The 15,241-nt window shown below is 69.5% G+C and carries 13 protein-coding genes; 6 read left to right on the top strand and 7 right to left on the bottom strand.

The genetic code is table 11. The features are described 5' to 3' along the window. Positions 1 to 12: 12 nt before the first annotated feature. Positions 13 to 627 carry a hypothetical protein gene (locus P6F26_RS12080; protein ID WP_278028950.1) on the top strand — a complete coding sequence of 205 codons (615 nt, stop codon included), beginning with the start codon at positions 13 to 15 and terminating at the stop codon, positions 625 to 627. Here P6F26_RS12080 and P6F26_RS12075 read toward each other — a convergent pair. After that, positions 566 to 1,756 carry an MFS transporter gene (locus tag P6F26_RS12075; protein WP_278028949.1) on the bottom strand — a complete coding sequence of 397 codons (1,191 nt, stop codon included), beginning with the start codon at positions 1,754 to 1,756 and terminating at the stop codon, positions 566 to 568. The two genes, P6F26_RS12080 and P6F26_RS12075, sit on opposite strands and share 62 nt — an antisense overlap. A 156-nt stretch (positions 1,757 to 1,912) precedes the next feature. Between P6F26_RS12075 and P6F26_RS12070 the strand changes: the two genes are divergently transcribed. Next, positions 1,913 to 2,557 carry a VPLPA-CTERM sorting domain-containing protein gene (locus P6F26_RS12070; protein WP_278028948.1) on the top strand — a complete coding sequence of 215 codons (645 nt, stop codon included), beginning with the start codon at positions 1,913 to 1,915 and terminating at the stop codon, positions 2,555 to 2,557. Between the two features lie 89 nt (positions 2,558 to 2,646). Here P6F26_RS12070 and lpdA read toward each other — a convergent pair whose 3' ends face one another. The 5 genes from lpdA to P6F26_RS12045 all read right to left on the bottom strand — a co-directional run bounded on the left by lpdA (position 2,647) and on the right by P6F26_RS12045 (position 10,542). Continuing rightward, positions 2,647 to 4,044, bottom strand: a complete 1,398-nt coding sequence (gene lpdA / locus P6F26_RS12065) for a dihydrolipoyl dehydrogenase (RefSeq protein ID WP_278028947.1) — start codon at positions 4,042 to 4,044, stop codon at positions 2,647 to 2,649. Between the two features lie 112 nt (positions 4,045 to 4,156). Then, the gene (locus P6F26_RS12060; RefSeq protein WP_278028946.1) at positions 4,157 to 4,750 is read right to left on the bottom strand and encodes a DUF924 family protein; all 594 of its coding nucleotides are present in this window, start codon (positions 4,748 to 4,750) and stop codon (positions 4,157 to 4,159) included. A 27-nt stretch (positions 4,751 to 4,777) separates the two neighbouring features. Next, positions 4,778 to 6,088 carry an MFS transporter gene (locus P6F26_RS12055; protein WP_278028945.1) on the bottom strand — a complete coding sequence of 437 codons (1,311 nt, stop codon included), beginning with the start codon at positions 6,086 to 6,088 and terminating at the stop codon, positions 4,778 to 4,780. Between the two features lie 78 nt (positions 6,089 to 6,166). Beyond that, a complete protein-coding gene (gene queA / locus P6F26_RS12050) occupies positions 6,167 to 7,222 on the bottom strand; it encodes a tRNA preQ1(34) S-adenosylmethionine ribosyltransferase-isomerase QueA (RefSeq protein ID WP_278028944.1) in 1,056 nt (351 codons plus the stop codon). 5 nt (positions 7,223 to 7,227) lie between these two features. Next, positions 7,228 to 10,542 carry an AsmA-like C-terminal region-containing protein gene (locus P6F26_RS12045; protein WP_278028943.1) on the bottom strand — a complete coding sequence of 1,105 codons (3,315 nt, stop codon included), beginning with the start codon at positions 10,540 to 10,542 and terminating at the stop codon, positions 7,228 to 7,230. 139 nt (positions 10,543 to 10,681) lie between these two features. Between P6F26_RS12045 and P6F26_RS12040 the strand changes: the two genes are divergently transcribed. The 4 genes from P6F26_RS12040 to P6F26_RS12025 all read left to right on the top strand — a co-directional run bounded on the left by P6F26_RS12040 (position 10,682) and on the right by P6F26_RS12025 (position 14,233). Beyond that, entirely contained in the window at positions 10,682 to 11,143 is a 462-nt protein-coding gene (locus P6F26_RS12040) for a peroxiredoxin (RefSeq protein WP_278028942.1), read from the top strand. Between the two features lie 54 nt (positions 11,144 to 11,197). Beyond that, positions 11,198 to 12,031: a ferritin-like domain-containing protein gene (locus tag P6F26_RS12035; protein ID WP_278028941.1), complete on the top strand. Its 834-nt coding sequence runs from the start codon at positions 11,198 to 11,200 to the stop codon at positions 12,029 to 12,031. Between the two features lie 278 nt (positions 12,032 to 12,309). Further along, positions 12,310 to 13,650 carry a DUF5930 domain-containing protein gene (locus P6F26_RS12030; RefSeq protein WP_278028940.1) on the top strand — a complete coding sequence of 447 codons (1,341 nt, stop codon included), beginning with the start codon at positions 12,310 to 12,312 and terminating at the stop codon, positions 13,648 to 13,650. Next, positions 13,640 to 14,233: a bactofilin family protein gene (locus P6F26_RS12025; protein WP_278028939.1), complete on the top strand. Its 594-nt coding sequence runs from the start codon at positions 13,640 to 13,642 to the stop codon at positions 14,231 to 14,233. Before P6F26_RS12030 ends, P6F26_RS12025 begins: the two co-directional genes overlap by 11 nt. 154 nt (positions 14,234 to 14,387) lie before the next feature. Here P6F26_RS12025 and P6F26_RS12020 read toward each other — a convergent pair whose 3' ends face one another. Then, the gene (locus P6F26_RS12020; protein ID WP_278028938.1) at positions 14,388 to 15,182 is read right to left on the bottom strand and encodes a DUF2189 domain-containing protein; all 795 of its coding nucleotides are present in this window, start codon (positions 15,180 to 15,182) and stop codon (positions 14,388 to 14,390) included. Positions 15,183 to 15,241: the final 59 nt, after the last annotated feature.

Raw genomic sequence — 15,241 nt, 5'->3', positions numbered from 1 at the left:
GGGAATCGCTCGATGTTCGGCTTCATCTCGGACCATGAGCCGCTGATCAACGCGCTCAGCAACGTGTCGATCGTCTTGATCTGGCTCGTCTACCTGCAACTGTTCTTCATGACCTATCGAAGGCAGCGGCGGTCCTCGATCCTCATCGACCGGGGAGGCGCGACCGACGCGACGGCGCGCTGCATCATCACCAACATGGGGCAGGAGCCGATCTACCTGCTCGCCGTGACGGTCGAGTTCGGTCAGGACGACGGCACGTCGCGCGCCGTCGTCACCGACCGCGACGAGGTCTCCGAGGTGTCGGTGCCGATCGAGCGCACCACCCGGGGGCCGCTTTCGCAGGGCGAGGCGCGCGACGTCGGCAGCCTGGCCGACCTGATGCACCGCGCCCACGGGCAGCTCGACGTCGAGATCGACCGCGACCAGATCCGCAACATGCGGGTGTCTGCGGTGGCGATCTCGAACCAGGGCGAACACCTCGTGGCGGCGTCCAAGGTCTTCGCCGCGCGGCACCTGGCCGACGGACGCACCCTGTTCGAGCCCGAGACGGCGCTGACCCGGCAGATCAGGTCGGTCTGGCGCCGTCGGAGGCTGCTGGATCTTCTGGAGAACCGGAAGCGGACATGACCCCCGGGACGGTCTGGCCGCGCGTCGCGGCGCGGTAGGCGAGCGCGGTCGCCCCCGCCCCCGCCAGCCCCAGAACCACCGCCATCGGGATCGCGGCGCCAACCCCCAGCGCGGCGAGCACGGGCGTGCCCGAGAAGGTGCCGACGTTGCCGAGCTGCGCCAGTGCCCCATTGGCGAGCGCCCGGTCGGCGTTGTTCGCGTTGAGCCACGGCACCGCCGCGAAGCCCGCGCCCGCCACGATGCCCGACACCGCCATCGCCACGATCGCGACGTAGGGCGCGAGCGGGCCGGCCGCCCACGTCAACGCGAAGAGAGCCACCATCGCTAGGAAGCCGCACCAGACCAGCCGCCCCGGCACGATGCGCCGGGCGAGCGCCCCGGTCAGCAGCGATCCGAGCAGCCCCACGACGGGCAGGACCGGCGCCAGCCACGGCGCGCCCAGCGCCGTCGGCAGGTAGGTCACGAGCGCCAGGAACAGGAGCGCGTAGATGCCGTGGCCAAGCCCCGGCGCGAAGAGGCGCGGGGTGGTGTAGATCGTGAAATGGTCCGACAGCCTCGGCAGCGTCCGCCGCCCGGTCGCGACGCCCCTCGGAAGCATGACCCACAGCACGAGGCCGAGGGCCGCGGCGACGCCCGCATGGGCGGCATAGACCGGCGCGACCCCTGCCTCGCCGATCGCGAGGGCGTAGATCGAGAAGCCCATGCCGAAGAACGTCGCCCAGACGCCGAGAACGAGCGCGCGGTGCCGCTCGGCGGCAAGCGCGGCCATCAGCGTGGGAATGGCCACGACGAGCAGGAGATGCCCCGCCCCTTCCACCACGCGCAGCGCCATCATCAGAGGGAAGGCCGGGAGGAAGGCCTGCACGCCACCGGCGACTGCCGAGATCGCCAGCGCCGCCAGGATCGCCCGGCGCGGCCCGATCGAGGCCGTGATCCCGCCCGCCATCGCGCCGAACACGATGCCCATGACCGCGACGCCGGACACGACGAAGGCCACCGGCGCCTGCGGGTAGGCTTCGGCCAGCGGGCCGAGGGTCAGCGACACCTTCGCGAATTGCCCCGCCGCCAGCAGGCCGGCCGCATAGAGCGCGAAGATCAGAAGGAACGGCGTGCGGTCGGGTCGGGACATGGGCCCTGCTATGGCGTCGGACGCGGATCGCGGCAAGGCCGAACGGCCATGCGCCCCCGCACCGGCGGGACGCGATGCTTGCCGGGCGCCACAAAAGGCGCTAACCTCAGACAATATTTCGCCATAATTCCATTTCCGATCACGAAGGAGTTCTGCATGAAGATCGCGTTCATCGCCGCCGTCCTTGCGGCGACCCTCGGCACCGCCGGCACGGCATCGGCCATTTCCGTCAGCAACATGACCGCGGACTGCGCCTCTGGCGCAGGCCAGGGCACGACCGGGCTGTCCGCTACGTTCAGCTGCTACAGCGACAGCAGCCGCGACGATCTCGGCAACATCGAGATCAACCTCGACGGCACGCCCCCGACGGGCGACGACGACTTCTTCTCGCTCGGCCTCGGCGGGTCGCTCGTGATCGAGTTCAGCGGCGCCATCGGCACCTCGACCTCGATCGTCGAGATCACCAACGGCCGGAGCAACTCGAGCCACCGCGAGGCGATGGATGTCTTCGGTTCCAACGACGGCATCTCGTTCACGCGCATCGGGACCGCGACGAACGAAACCGGCGACGCCGTGGGCACCCGTGGCACGCTGACGACGATCGTGTTCGCCGGCAGCTACAGGTATCTCGGCTTCCGCGACATCTCCGCGAGCTACTTCAACAGCACCGACTCGACGGACGGTTACGACATCGACGCGATCTCCGTGATGCCGGCGGCCGTGCCGCTTCCGGCCTCGGCGCTGCTGCTTGCCGCGGGCCTCGGCGGCTTCGCCGCGCTGCGCCGCCGCAAGAAGGCCTGATCTTCGGGCGGAACGAACGCCCTGAAAACGAAGAACGCGGCCCCTCGGGGCCGCGTTTTCGTTTGCGCCTCGGCCCGGATGCGGACCGCTCAGATGTGGATCACGCGGTCATAGGCGTCGAGCACGCTTTCGTGCATCATCTCGCTGAGCGTGGGATGCGGGAAGACCGTCTCCATCAGGTCCTCTTCCGTCGTCTCCAGCTTCTTGCCGACGATGTAGCCCTGGATCAGCTCGGTGACTTCCGCGCCGATCATGTGCGCGCCCAGAAGCTCCCCGGTCTTCTTGTCGAAGATCGTCTTGATCATGCCCTCGGGCTCGCCCAGCGCGATCGCCTTGCCGTTGCCGATGAAGGGGAAGCGGCCGACGCGGATCTCGTAGCCCTGCTCCTTGGCCTTGGCCTCGGTCAGCCCGACGCTCGCGACCTGCGGCTGGCAGTAGGTGCACCCGGCGATGTTCTCGGGCTTTACGGGGTGGACATCGTTCTTGCCCGCGATCAGCTCGGCCACCATGACGCCCTCGTGGGACGCCTTGTGCGCCAGCCACGGCCCGTTGGTGGCGTCGCCGATGACATGCAGCCCCTCGACGCCGGTGCGGCAATACTCGTCGGTCACGACGAAGCTGCGGTCGATCTTCACGCCGAGCTTTTCCAGCCCGAGGTTCTCGGTGTTGGCCACGATCCCCACGGCCGAGATCACGGTGTCGAACTCCATCGTCTCGGTCTTGCCGTTCGCCTCGATATGGGCGGTGACCTTGTCCGCGCCCCGGTCGAGCTTCTTGACCATCGCCTTGGCCATGATCTTCATGCCCTGCTTCTCGAAGCTTTTCTTGGCGAAGGCCGAGATCTCGGCGTCCTCGACGGGCAGGATGCGGTCCATGACCTCGACGACCGTCGTGTCGGCACCGAGCGTGTTGTAGAAGCTGGCGAACTCGATCCCGATCGCGCCGGAACCGATCACCAGAAGCTTCTTGGGCATGTGCGGCGGCGTGAGCGCGTGCTTGTAGGTCCAGACGCGCTTGCCGTCGGCCTCGAGGCCCGGCAGTTCGCGGGCGCGGGCGCCGGTGGCGAGAATGATGTTCCGCGCCTGAAGCTCCTGCGTGCCCTTCTCGGTCTTGACGCTGACCTTGCCCTTGGCGGGCAGCGTCGCCTCGCCCATGACGACGGTCACCTTGTTCTTCTTCATCAGGTGCCCGACGCCCGAATTGAGCTGCTTGGCGATCCCGCGCGAACGCTTGACCACCGCGTCGAGGTCGTAGCCTATGTTCTCGGCCTTCAGGCCGAAGTCCCTGGCGCGCTCCATCAGGTGGAACACCTCGGACGAGCGCAGCATCGCCTTGGTGGGAATGCAGCCCCAGTTCAGGCAGATGCCGCCCATGTGCTCGCGTTCGACGATGGCTGTCTTCAGGCCCAGCTGACTGGCGCGGATCGCGGCGACGTAGCCCCCGGGGCCGGCGCCGATCACGACGACGTCAAAGGTGTCTGCGGCCATTGTTGTTCTCCTGGAAGATCCCGTTCGTTCAACGTTAAACCTTTCGCTCAAGCCGCGCAAAGGCCCCTTCCGTCGCAGGAGGGCGGGCAGGCACGGCGGCGGCGAAAGGCCCTCATTTCGCCTTCAGCGCTTCCACGATCCTGCCATAGCCGCCGTTCTCGAGGAAATCCCGCTCGGCATGGGTCGAGGTCCGGCCCAGCGCCGCGTTGCGGTATGGAAAGCGGTTGAAGCGCCGGATGATCTCGCGGTGGGCGCGTGCGTGCAGGAGGTTGTCGGACCCCTCCATCCGCTCAGCCATCAGGCGCACGCAGTGATCCTGGTCGGTCAGGCGCTCGGAATGCATGAAGGGCATGTAGAAGAACTGCCGCTCTGGCGGGTCGATGCGCATGTCGAACCCCCGGTCGAGCGCGTAGCACGCCGTGGAGCGCGCGCGCGCGTCGCTTGCGAAGGAGCGTGCGTCGCCCCGGAACATGTTGCGCGGGAACTGGTCGAGCAGGACGATCAGCGCCAGGGCGCCGCGCGGGTTCGTGGCCCACGTCTCGTCCAGATCGCCCCGCGCGCCCGCCTCCCACAGCGCGCCGAAACGCTCCGAGATCTGCGCGTCGAAGGCGTCGTCCTGCTTGTACCAGGCCTCGGGCCCGGCCCCGAGCCAGAAGGCCAGGACCTCCTCGACCCCGTCGGCCTGCGCGTCGTCCTGCGTCGCCATGCGTGAATTCCTCCCTTTGTCGCCGTCTCAGCCGGCCGGAGCCGTCGGCCCGCCGCCCTCGGCGTCCTCCGCGCCGTCGGCCAGCTCCTCGGCCGCTTCCGCATACAACTCCTGCGAGGCCTCGACCGCAACCACCGAGGCCGATCCGGGCAGCAGGTTGGCATAGGACACGGCCTCGTATTCGCCCTCGCCGGCATAGGCCGTCTGCCGCTGCGTCATGCGCCAAAGCCCGTAGGCCGTCACGATCGCAAGCACGACCGACAGGAAAAGCCAGAAGCCGCCCGGCCCGATCCGCGCCATCAGAAGGCCCATGATCGGCGGCCCAGCGATGGCGCCGAGGCCGTTGACGAAGACGAGGCCGCCCGATGCGGCGGCCATGTCCTCGGCTTCGAGGTAGTCGTTCGTATAGGCGATCAGCATCGCATAGAGAGGCTGCGCCAGCCCGCCCGAAAGCACGCCGATCAGCAGAAGCACCGCGTAGACGTGCCCGAAAAGCAGCCCCCCGATGCCCACCACCGCGCCGAGGCCCGAGGCCGTGACGATCAGCAGGCGGCGGTCCATCCGGTCCGACAGCCAGCCGAGCGGGTATTGCAGGATGATCGCGCCCACGAAGAACGACGAGATGAACGCCGAAAGCTCGCCAAGGCCGAGGCCCGCCTGCGTGGCGTAGACGGCGGCCATGGCGAATTGCCCCGCGAAGACGCCGCCCATCAGCGTCATGCCGACGACACCGAAGGGCGACGCGCGGTAGAGCTGCACGAGGCTCATCGGGCGCGAGGCGGCGAAGGCGGGCGTCGGCGTGGCCGACAGAAGGATCGGCGCGAAGCTGAGCGAGACCAGCACGGAGGGGATGATGAACAGGATGTATCCCGAAGGATCGCCCGCCGACAGGATACCCTGCGCGCCCACGAGGCCGACCATCTGCACCAGCGAGTAGGCCGACAGCGCCTGCCCGCGCGTCGCGTTCGTCGCGGCGTTGTTGAGCCAGCTCTCCGCCGTGACGTAGACGCCCGACAGCGCGAAGCCGATCAGCACCCGCAGGACCATCCACGCCCAGGGATCGGTGATCACCGGATAGCTGACCAGCACCGCCGAGATGAGCGAGCCCAGCGCCGCGAAGACCCGCACATGGCCCACGCGCGCGATGATCAGCGGCGCGACCTTGCTGCCGCCCAGGAACCCCACGAAGTAGGCCGACGCGATGAGCGAGATCTCGAAGGTGGAGAACCCCTCGATCGCGCCGCGCACACCCATCAGCGATCCCTGAAGGCCGTTTCCGATCTGCAGAAGGAACATGCCCATGAGCAGCGCCCATGAGGCGCGCATGACACCAAGCATCGAGGTAACTCCTTGCGTATGGCCGGCTTGTCGCGCCCGGAAGGACCGCGACGGTCCGGGGCCTGCCCTACGGGTGTGTCAGATTCGCGACGGAATCAGAAGGGATGCGTCGCCGTAGGAAAAGAACCGGTATTCGTGCGCGATGGCGTGGGCGTAGATCTCGTTGACGCGGGCGTGCCCCATGAGGGCCGAGACCAGCATCATCAGCGTCGACCTGGGCAGATGGAAGTTCGTGATCAGGGCATCGGTGATCTTCCATCCGTAGCCGGGATAGATGAAGATATCGGTGTCGCCCTCGAAGGGGCGCATCGTCCCGTCCGCATCCGCCGCCGTCTCGATCAGCCTCAGCGCGGTGGTGCCCACGGGAATGATCCGGCCGCCCGCCGCGCGCGTCGCGTTCATCTCGTCCGCAGCCCTTTCGCGCACCTCACCCCATTCGGCGTGCATCCGGTGGGTTGTGACGTCGTCCACGGTGACGGGCAGAAACGTGCCCGCGCCCACATGAAGCGTCACGAAGGTGAAGTCGATCCCCGCCTCGGTCAGCGCGGACACCAGCGCCTCGTCGAAATGGAGGCTCGCCGTCGGGGCCGCGACGGCGCCCGCGCGCGCGGCCCAGATCGTCTGATAGTCCTCGCGGTCACGCTCGTCGGGCGCGCGCCGGCCGGCGATGTAGGGCGGCAGCGGCATGGCGCCGGATGCCTCGAGCGCGGCGTCGAATTCCTCGCCCGCGAGGTTGAACCGCAGCCGCAGCCCGCCCTCCAGGGCCGCGACCTCGGCCGACAGCGCGTCCGAGAAGACCACCGTCTCGCCCTGCGCAAGCTTGCGCAGGGGCTTGGCGAGCGCCGTCCAGGTGCCGTCGGCCTGCGGCTCCATCAACGTCACCTCGATCTTCGCGCTCACCTCGCCCTGCGCGCTCTGTCGCGAGCGCCGGCCCGCAAGCCGCGCGGGAATCACGCGGGTGTCGTTCAGGATCAGCCGGTCGCCCGGCCGAAGGATCTTCGGCAGGTCGAAGACGTGTGCGTCGCGCGTGAGCGATCCCTCGGCGACCAGCAGGCGGGCCGAGGACCTGGGCCGCGCAGGACGCGTCGCGATCAGCGCCTCGGGAAGGTCGAAGTCGAAATCGTCGAGTTTCATTCGGGTCAGTTCGCTGGCGTGCCGGACGGGTCGGGGGGCGGGCGACGGAAGATGTCGCGGAACACGCCCGGCGTGAGGATCGACAATGGGTTCACGGACACGTTCGAGCGCTCCGCGGTGCCGGTCAGCCGGTAGGAAAACCCGAACAGCCCCTCGCCCCGCGGCGCGAAGAGCGCGCCCACGAGCCCATTGACCATGTAGAGCGGCGAGACAACCCCCTGCATCTCGTAGCGGCGATCGGCGATGTCGTAGACGCCGTCCATCGAGAGGCCGAGCGAGGGCCCGACGGCCGTGCCCTCCGCAAGCGTCAGGCGCTCCGGCGTCAGCCGGAAGCGCGCGTCGACCGTGCCGAGGTTGATCCCCTCGCCCGAAAGCTGCTCCAGCAGGCCCACGACCGAGATGAGGTTCAGAAGCTCGGCCATCGCCGGCGCGTCGCGCAGCCTCGGCCCTTCGATCCTGAGCGCGCCGTCGAAGCTGCGCGCGGCCTCGGCCGATTGCAGCGTCAGGGTCATCGCGCCGCCATGGGCCCTGCGAAATATTCCCGCCGCCCGCAGCACCGCACCGCCGTCGGGGGCCGTGACGCGGACCGCCGGCCCGAAGCGGCCGGGCGCCACGACGCCCGTGACCGGCGCGGCCCCGTTGACCGCGGCCTCGAACTCGCCCTGCAGCCCGCCGCCCGTGACGAAGCTTCCCGTGAGGTCGGTCAGGGCGATGCCCGACGAGATCTCCAGCCGGTCGAGCCGGACGTTGAGCGGCCCGCCCCCTTCGCCGGGCGCGTTCTGCGGCGGCATCCGCCCCAGCGTCAGGCGGCCGCCGGTGATCTCGACGGCGGGCGGCACGTCCGGGCCGCGGCCGACCAGCGCACCGCCCACGTCGAGCCAGTCGCCCACCACCAGCCGTTCCGCCGTCAGCCGCGAAAGCCCTCCGCCGGGCAGGAGGCTGACCCGTCCGCGCAGGTCGAAGCCCGGAACCGCCAGCGACAGCGACGTCACCTCGGGGTCGGATCCCAGCCGGAGCGCGGCTTGCAGCCGTCCGGTCTCGTCCGGCTCCAGCCGCCAGCCAAGCGCGGGGATCGACAGGGCGATGCCGTCGAGGTTGCTCGACAACTCGAGGCGCGGCGGCGCCCCGTCGGGCAGCGCGACCGAGACCGAGACGGCGCCCCGCCCCGACAGGAGATCCTCGGGAAGCTGCACGCCGAGCCGCGCGAGGCTGTCGCGGCCGACGACCCCGCTGGCCTCCACCGACGAGGCGCGGGGCGCATCGGGACCAAGCGGGCGCTGCCAGCGGCCCGTCAGGGGAACGCCCTCGACCAAGGCGCGGCCGCTGACGGTCAGAAGGTCGGGCACCAGCGACACCTGCAGCGCCTCGGCGCCCAGCCGCATGTCGGGCACCAGCCTGTCGGAGGCGAAGCCCGTCACCTCGGCCGACGCCGTCAGGCCCAGTTCCTCCAGCGTCGCGGGCCGGTCGCGCGGCATCAGGCGGCTGCGGAAATCGGCGGCGAAGGCGATCCGCCCCTCGCCCGCGCGCTCGGGCGTCATCGCGCCGTTCCGGAAGATGCGGATCGGCTCCGCGTCCAGAACCCGGAGCAGATCGGCCAGCGCGCCCTCGCCCTCGATGTGGAAGGCGGCCTCCGGTCCGGGCGGGCGCGTGTCGTCCACGACCATCGTCGTCCCGGCCAGCGCAACCTCGCCCCCACCTTCGGCCTCTGCCGCGATGGTCGCGCGGTCCATCCGCACCACCATGCGCGCGTCGTGCAGGTCGAGGTATCCCGCCGCGCCGCGCACCGCCGGCCCGTCGCGGAGAGGCCGCATCACCACGCCCGCGAACCCCGTCTGCAGATGGCGGCGGGTCTCCTGCCCGGGCTGCGCGCGGACCGAGAAATTCAGGCCGACAGCACGACCGGCCTCGATCCGGTTGGCGACCCAGCGGCGCGTCCGCGGGATGACGGCCTCGGGCCAGTAACCCAGGATCTCGCCGATCTCGGCCTCCTCGAGCGCGGCGTCGAATGACAGCGAGAGCCCATCGGCGCCCGCCTCGGCCACGCCGCTCCCCCTCAGCCGAAGGTCGCCGTCGAAGATAACGGCCTCGCCGATCTCGATCGTGGGATCGGGCGCCAGCGTCAGGCGCATGTCCACGCGCGCCCCGTCGATCGAAAGCGGCGCCTCGTAAAGGTCGCCCGGCTGCGCCTCGATCCCCGAGATGCCGAACTGTCCCACGAAGGAATTGCCGTCCTGCGCGACGTCCGCATGGCCCTTGGCGGAAAGCCGCATCGCGGGCGCGTCGAGGCGCAGGCCGCCGAAATCGATCCGGCGCGTCGCAGGGTCGTAGACCATGTCGGCGGCCAGCCGGTCGAAGCCGAGCGGCGCGTCGCCCTCGGCCAGCCGCACGCGCCCCGGCCCGATGTCGAGGCGGGCCTCCATGTCGCCGACGGTCCCGTCGTCCGAAAGCCTGAGCGCGAGCCGTCCCGAGATCGGCGCCCGCATCAGGTCGAGCCAGGCCAGCGCGGGGCTGGCCGTGGCGAGATCACGCGCAGCGAGGTCGCGGAAGACGGCCGCGATCTCGGTCGCGTCGCCTTCGCCGTCGCGCAGGACCGCGATGTCGAGCGTGGTGTCGCGGCTGCCCGACAACGCGCCGCCGACGGTCAGCGCAAGCCGTCCTCCGCTGCGCGTCAGGCGGGCGGTCGCCTCGTCGATGCGCATGATCTGGCCGGTCATCTCGTCAGCCATCGACAGGCGGAGGCCGCTGGCCGTGACCTCCTGCAGAGCGTCGAAGACGGGCGAGGCGAACATCGCGTCGAGCCGGGCCATCGTCTCGGGCAGCGTCACGCGCGCGTCGGCCGCGCCGCCCGTCAGGTCGAGGTCGAGCCGCCCCTGCGCGTCGCGCGACAGCCGCAGGCCCGCGCCGGCGATCTCGACGCGGCGGGGGCGCGCCTGCCCCGACAGGATCGGGCCGGGTTCAAGCTGCACCCGCAGCGCCGGAAAGACCGCTCGCGGCGCGCCGCCGGGGTCGGAAAGCTGGACGTCCCGGAATTCGATGACAGGGGCGCGCCCGCCTTCCGGGACGTCCAGGACCATGTCGCCGATCGTCAGGCGGCCTGCCGTCATGCCCGCGTCGAGATGCGCCTCGATCCGGTCCTCGATGCGCTGCGGAAAGTCGACCGGCCCGAGCGACAGCCGGACCCACGCGGCCGCCACGACCGCCAGCATCGTGAGGGCGACGCCGCCAAGGCCCACGCCGGCCCACCACCACGGGCCGCGACGCTGCGCGCGCGCGGGCTGCCCGGGCGTCGTCCCGTCCGTCTTCTTTGGGGCGTCGTTCATCGCTGGGGGCTGTCCTGCCTCGGTCGTCCCTCGGTCCGCTCGTGGCCTTTATTCTCGCGCCAAACCGGCTAGCTTGCAAACGCGGCCGAGGCGGTCACGCACGGCGCGCATCCGAATTTCGAGCAAAGGAGAACGGTCGATGCCACAGGTAGGCGATATGGCCCCCGATTTCACCCTGCCCCGCGACGGCGGCAGCGAGATCACGCTGTCGGCGATGCGGCCCAAGGCCGTGGTGCTTTACTTCTACCCCAAGGACGACACGTCCGGCTGCACGAAGGAGGCCATCGCCTTCACCGGCCTCGGCGCCGAGTTCGAGGCGGCGGGCGCGGTCGTCGTGGGTGTATCGAAGGACAGCGTCGCCAAGCACGACAAGTTCGTGGCCAAGCACGACCTCGGCGTCGCGCTGGTGTCGGACGAGGCCTCGGACGTCTGCGAGCGCTACGACGTCTGGAAGGAAAAGAGCATGTACGGCAAGAAATACATGGGGATCGAACGCTCCACCTTCCTGATCGACGGCGAGGGCCGGATTGCGCGAGCGTGGGAAAAGGTGAAGGTCCCCGGCCACGCCGAGGAGGTCCTGGAGGCCGTGCGCAGCCTCTGAGGGGCGCGGCCCGCCGTCTTGACGGCCGCGCCGCCAGTCTCCAGACGGGGCGGCATGACACCGCTCGCCGAAATGGCCGAGGCCGTCCTGCGCACCGCGGACGGCCAGGCGAAGACCGACCTCTCGCGCCGCGTCGCCGCAGAATGGCAGGCGGCGCGCGCGCGGGGCGAGACGCCGCCCGTGGGCCGCGCGGCACCGCCGGACCGTCCCGCGCGCCCCGAACGCCCCGAGCTTCTCGCGCCGCGCGACGTGCCGCGACGCCGCCCCGGCAGTCCGCAGGGCCGCCGCGCCATCCTGCACGCCGTCGCCCATATCGAACTGAACGCGGTGGACCTTCACTGGGACATCATCGCCCGCTTCGCCCATGTTCCGATGCCCATCGGGTTCTTCGACGACTGGGTGCGCGCCGCCGACGAGGAATCAAAGCATTTCAAACTTGTATCGAGTGTTCTTGAGAAAATGGACTGTCCCTACGGCGCGCTTCCCGCCCATGCCGGCATGTGGCGCGCCGCCGAGGACACGGCCGGCGACCTGATGGGACGCCTCGCCGTGGTGCCCATGGTGCTCGAGGCGCGGGGCCTCGACGTCACGCCGGGCATGATCGACATCTTCCGCAAGGCCACCGACGATCCTGCCGCGGCCGAGGCCGTCGCGGCGATGGAGGTGATCTATTCCGAAGAGGTCCACCACGTCGCCTACGGCTCGAAATGGTTCCATTTCCTTTGCGGACGCGAGGACCTGGATCCCAAGGAAGCCTTCCACGGCCTCGTGCGGCGCTATTTCCACGGCGCGCTGAAGCCGCCCTTCAACGAAGAGAAACGCGCCGAGGCAGGACTGCCGCCGGACTTCTACTGGCCGCTCTCGGAGGGCCAAGGCGACGGGATCTGAGGCGCCCTCGGGCATGTCTGCACAAGATATGGGCGGAAACGCTCCGTAATGGGGCAGCGCGTCGGCGAAATTTCGCTCAAATCCGACGCATGAGGCTGCCACGAGGTTTGCGAATGGGTAAGCTGTTGAGGCGAGGGTCATGCTGCCTTATCCCCGGCGGCAGGCTTGACGATACCCGCGCCTGCCACAGGCACGCATCACCTCGCCCGCGCAAGACGGGCAGGTTGCGCAAGCGGGACAGCGAAGAACAAAAAACCGGGGAACACGAGGCGCTGACAGTGACTTCAAGGCTCACGACCCGCATCCACGCGATGCTCGAGCGGCATTTGCCGGAACAACGGCTATTCCTGAAATCCGACGAGGGCACGCGGTTCATCCGGCTGCGGCCCGGCACGCAGGCCGCGCTGATCGGCGGCATGAGCCTGTTTGTGGGCTGGACCATCATCGTCACCTCGATCTTCCTGATCGACACGATCTCGGCTGGAAATGCGCGGGACCAGGCGCAGCGCGAGGAGTTCCGCGTGCAGGAGCGGCTGAGCGAACTGGAGGAAGCCCGCGACGCCCGCGCCGCCGACGCCCGCACCGCTCAGGAACGTTTCGCGCTGGCGATGGACCAGGTCTCGCTGATGCAGACGCGCCTGCTTGAGAGCGAGGAGCGCCGCCGCGAACTCGAGACGGCGATCGACGTCATCCAGCTCAGCCTGCGCGACACCCGCCAGGACCGCGAGGCCGCCCGCACCGAGCTTGCCGCCCTGCAGTCCGAGCTGCGCGCGGAGACCGGCACCGTCCAGACCGCCGCCGCGCGCGAGCGCGAGCTGGCGCAGACGCTGGCCTACCTCAACGAGGCGCTGGAAGAGACGGCGCACCAGCGCGACGAAAGCCACACCGAGGTCGCCGAGGCGCGCGCCGAGGTCGAGGAACTGCATTTCGCCGCGGCGCTCGCCGCCGAGCGGCAGGAACGCGTGTTCCGTCAGATCGAGGATGCCGTCGCCATGTCGATGGAGCCGCTCGACGAGATGTTCCGCGCCGCCGGCCTCGCCACCGATCAGATCATCGGACAGGTCCGCTCGACCTATTCCGGCCAGGGCGGGCCCCTGATGCCGATCACCATGTCCACGCGCGGCGAGGCGCCCGACGCCATGTCGCTGCGCGCCAACGAGGTGATCTCGACCCTGGACGAGCTGAACCTCTACCGCATCGCGGCCGAGCAGCTTCCCTTCTCGATGCCCGTGCGATCGAACTTCCGGCTGACCTCGGGCTTCGGCTACCGCCGCGATCCGATCAACGGCGGTCGGCGGCTTCACGCCGGCACCGACTTCGCCGGCGCACGCGGCACCCCGATCTACGCAGGCGGCGAAGGCACCGTAATTTTCGCAGGCAGGCAAAGCGGTTATGGCCTGATGGTCGAGATCCGCCACCCCTTCGGACTGACCACGCGCTACGCCCACATGTCGCGCATCCGGGTCAACGAGGGTGAAAGGGTCTCGCGCGGGGATCGCATCGGTGATATGGGCAACACGGGCCGGTCCACGGGCACGCACCTCCACTACGAGGTGCGGCGCAACGGCGACCCCGTGAACCCCATGACCTTCATTACGGCAGGACGCGATGTTTTCTAAATCCAAGATCAACGAACCCGGTCCCAAGCAGGGCGGCGCCGACGGCGACGCGCAGGGCACCGGGGGCGCGGCATCGTCCGGCTCCACCACTCCGGGAGATTCCATGAACAAGCAAGCCACTCAGGGCACCAAGTCCAAGCCAGCCCCGTCCGTGCTCGGCGCCGACCTGACGATCGTGGGCAACCTGCGCACGACCGGCGACATCAACGTCGAGGGCACGATCCAGGGTGATATCCGCGCGCACCTGCTCACCGTCGGCGAGAGCGCGAACATCGAAGGCGAAATCGTCGCCGACGACATCGTCGTGACCGGCAAGGTCACCGGCCGCGTCCGCGGCCTCAAGGTGCGCCTGACCTCGACCGCGCGTGTCGAGGGCGACATCATCCACAAGACGATCGCGATCGAATCCGGCGCCCATTTCGAGGGCTCGGTGCAGCGCGCCGAGGACCCGCTCGCGGGCAGCAGCGAGGCCGGCGGATCGTCGCGCGCCTCCTTCTCCAGCAGCCAGTCCCAGCGTCCGGGCGGCCCCGGAATGGCGCGCCCCATGGCCGCCGCGGCGCCCGCGAAGTCGAACGAGGACTGACCGGGAGCTGCCGCCCCTGCCCATCCCGGCACGGCGGCCCACCGATGAACGACACCAGCGAAGCCGGGCCCAGTGCCCGGCTTCCGCGTTTCCGGGGGCTCTGTCCGTGCGGTCGCGGCACGGAGCCCCGGCCGGGTCCCGCCCCCGGCCCGCCTCAGTCGAGCGGGATGAGCGCGCGGCGGTAGACGTGCCACGTCGCGTGGCCCAGCACCGGCAGCACGACATAAAGCCCCAGCAGAAGCGGCGCCATGCCGAGGAACGTCAGGGCGGCGATGGTCGCGCCCCAGCCCAGCATGACCGCCGGGTTGCGTTTCACCACCGCGACCGAGGTGATCATCGCCGTCACGAAATCGAGTTCCTTCTCCAGCAGGAGCGGCAGCGACACCACCGTGAGCGCGAAGAGCAGGAAGGCGAAGACCGCCCCGAAGGTCGTGCCCACCACGAGCATCCTTAGGCCTTCCGGCTGGAACAGGTAGGCATAGGACGACGTCACGTTCGTCAGCGCCGAAGGCCCCATGAACAGCGCGAAGAGCATGTGGGCGAAAAACGACCAGAACAGGAAGTAGACGATGATCACCCAGGACATCAGCGGAAGCTGCCTCAGCCGCTGCCGCCAGATGACCCCGAAGATGTCGTTCCGCCGCCATTGCGTCTGGCCGGCCTCCAGCCGCCGCGACACCTCGTAGAGCCCGACGGCCATGAACGGCCCGATCAGCGGAAAGCCGAAGGTCAGCGGGATCGCCAGCCACTCCATCCGGAACGAGAACAGCATCAGGTAGATCAGCCACCCGCCCATGACGCAGACATTGGCGAAGAAGAGGCCCATCATCGGCTTCCGCCGGAAATCCCGAAACCCCAGCCGCAGCGCCGCGCCGATGTCGGCGAACGCAATCTCGCGGATCTGCGGCACCCTGGACGGCGCGAGATGCTGGCCCGATGCGTCGCTCATGGAAATGCGCCCATGGCTGAACCCTCCCCCACGTTCGGAAACCCTACCGGAGAGAGCGG

Source organism: Roseicyclus salinarum (assembly GCF_029624655.1).
Classification (GTDB): domain Bacteria; phylum Pseudomonadota; class Alphaproteobacteria; order Rhodobacterales; family Rhodobacteraceae; genus Roseibacterium; species Roseibacterium salinarum.
The sequence above is the reverse complement of the archived record's forward strand: the minus strand, read 5'-3'. Positions and strand labels throughout refer to the sequence as shown.

What these genes read in the sequence shown, in the direction of transcription:
- P6F26_RS12080 (WP_278028950.1), top strand. Translation starts at nt 13, where the DNA reads ATGTTCGGCTTCATCTCGGACCATGAGCCGCTGATCAACGCGCTCAGC.
- P6F26_RS12075 (WP_278028949.1), bottom strand. Translation starts at nt 1,756, where the DNA reads ATGTCCCGACCCGACCGCACGCCGTTCCTTCTGATCTTCGCGCTCTAT.
- P6F26_RS12070 (WP_278028948.1), top strand. Translation starts at nt 1,913, where the DNA reads ATGAAGATCGCGTTCATCGCCGCCGTCCTTGCGGCGACCCTCGGCACC.
- lpdA (WP_278028947.1), bottom strand. Translation starts at nt 4,044, where the DNA reads ATGGCCGCAGACACCTTTGACGTCGTCGTGATCGGCGCCGGCCCCGGG.
- P6F26_RS12060 (WP_278028946.1), bottom strand. Translation starts at nt 4,750, where the DNA reads ATGGCGACGCAGGACGACGCGCAGGCCGACGGGGTCGAGGAGGTCCTG.
- P6F26_RS12055 (WP_278028945.1), bottom strand. Translation starts at nt 6,088, where the DNA reads ATGCTTGGTGTCATGCGCGCCTCATGGGCGCTGCTCATGGGCATGTTC.
- queA (WP_278028944.1), bottom strand. Translation starts at nt 7,222, where the DNA reads ATGAAACTCGACGATTTCGACTTCGACCTTCCCGAGGCGCTGATCGCG.
- P6F26_RS12045 (WP_278028943.1), bottom strand. Translation starts at nt 10,542, where the DNA reads ATGAACGACGCCCCAAAGAAGACGGACGGGACGACGCCCGGGCAGCCC.
- P6F26_RS12040 (WP_278028942.1), top strand. Translation starts at nt 10,682, where the DNA reads ATGCCACAGGTAGGCGATATGGCCCCCGATTTCACCCTGCCCCGCGAC.
- P6F26_RS12035 (WP_278028941.1), top strand. Translation starts at nt 11,198, where the DNA reads ATGACACCGCTCGCCGAAATGGCCGAGGCCGTCCTGCGCACCGCGGAC.
- P6F26_RS12025 (WP_278028939.1), top strand. Translation starts at nt 13,640, where the DNA reads ATGTTTTCTAAATCCAAGATCAACGAACCCGGTCCCAAGCAGGGCGGC.
- P6F26_RS12020 (WP_278028938.1), bottom strand. Translation starts at nt 15,182, where the DNA reads ATGAGCGACGCATCGGGCCAGCATCTCGCGCCGTCCAGGGTGCCGCAG.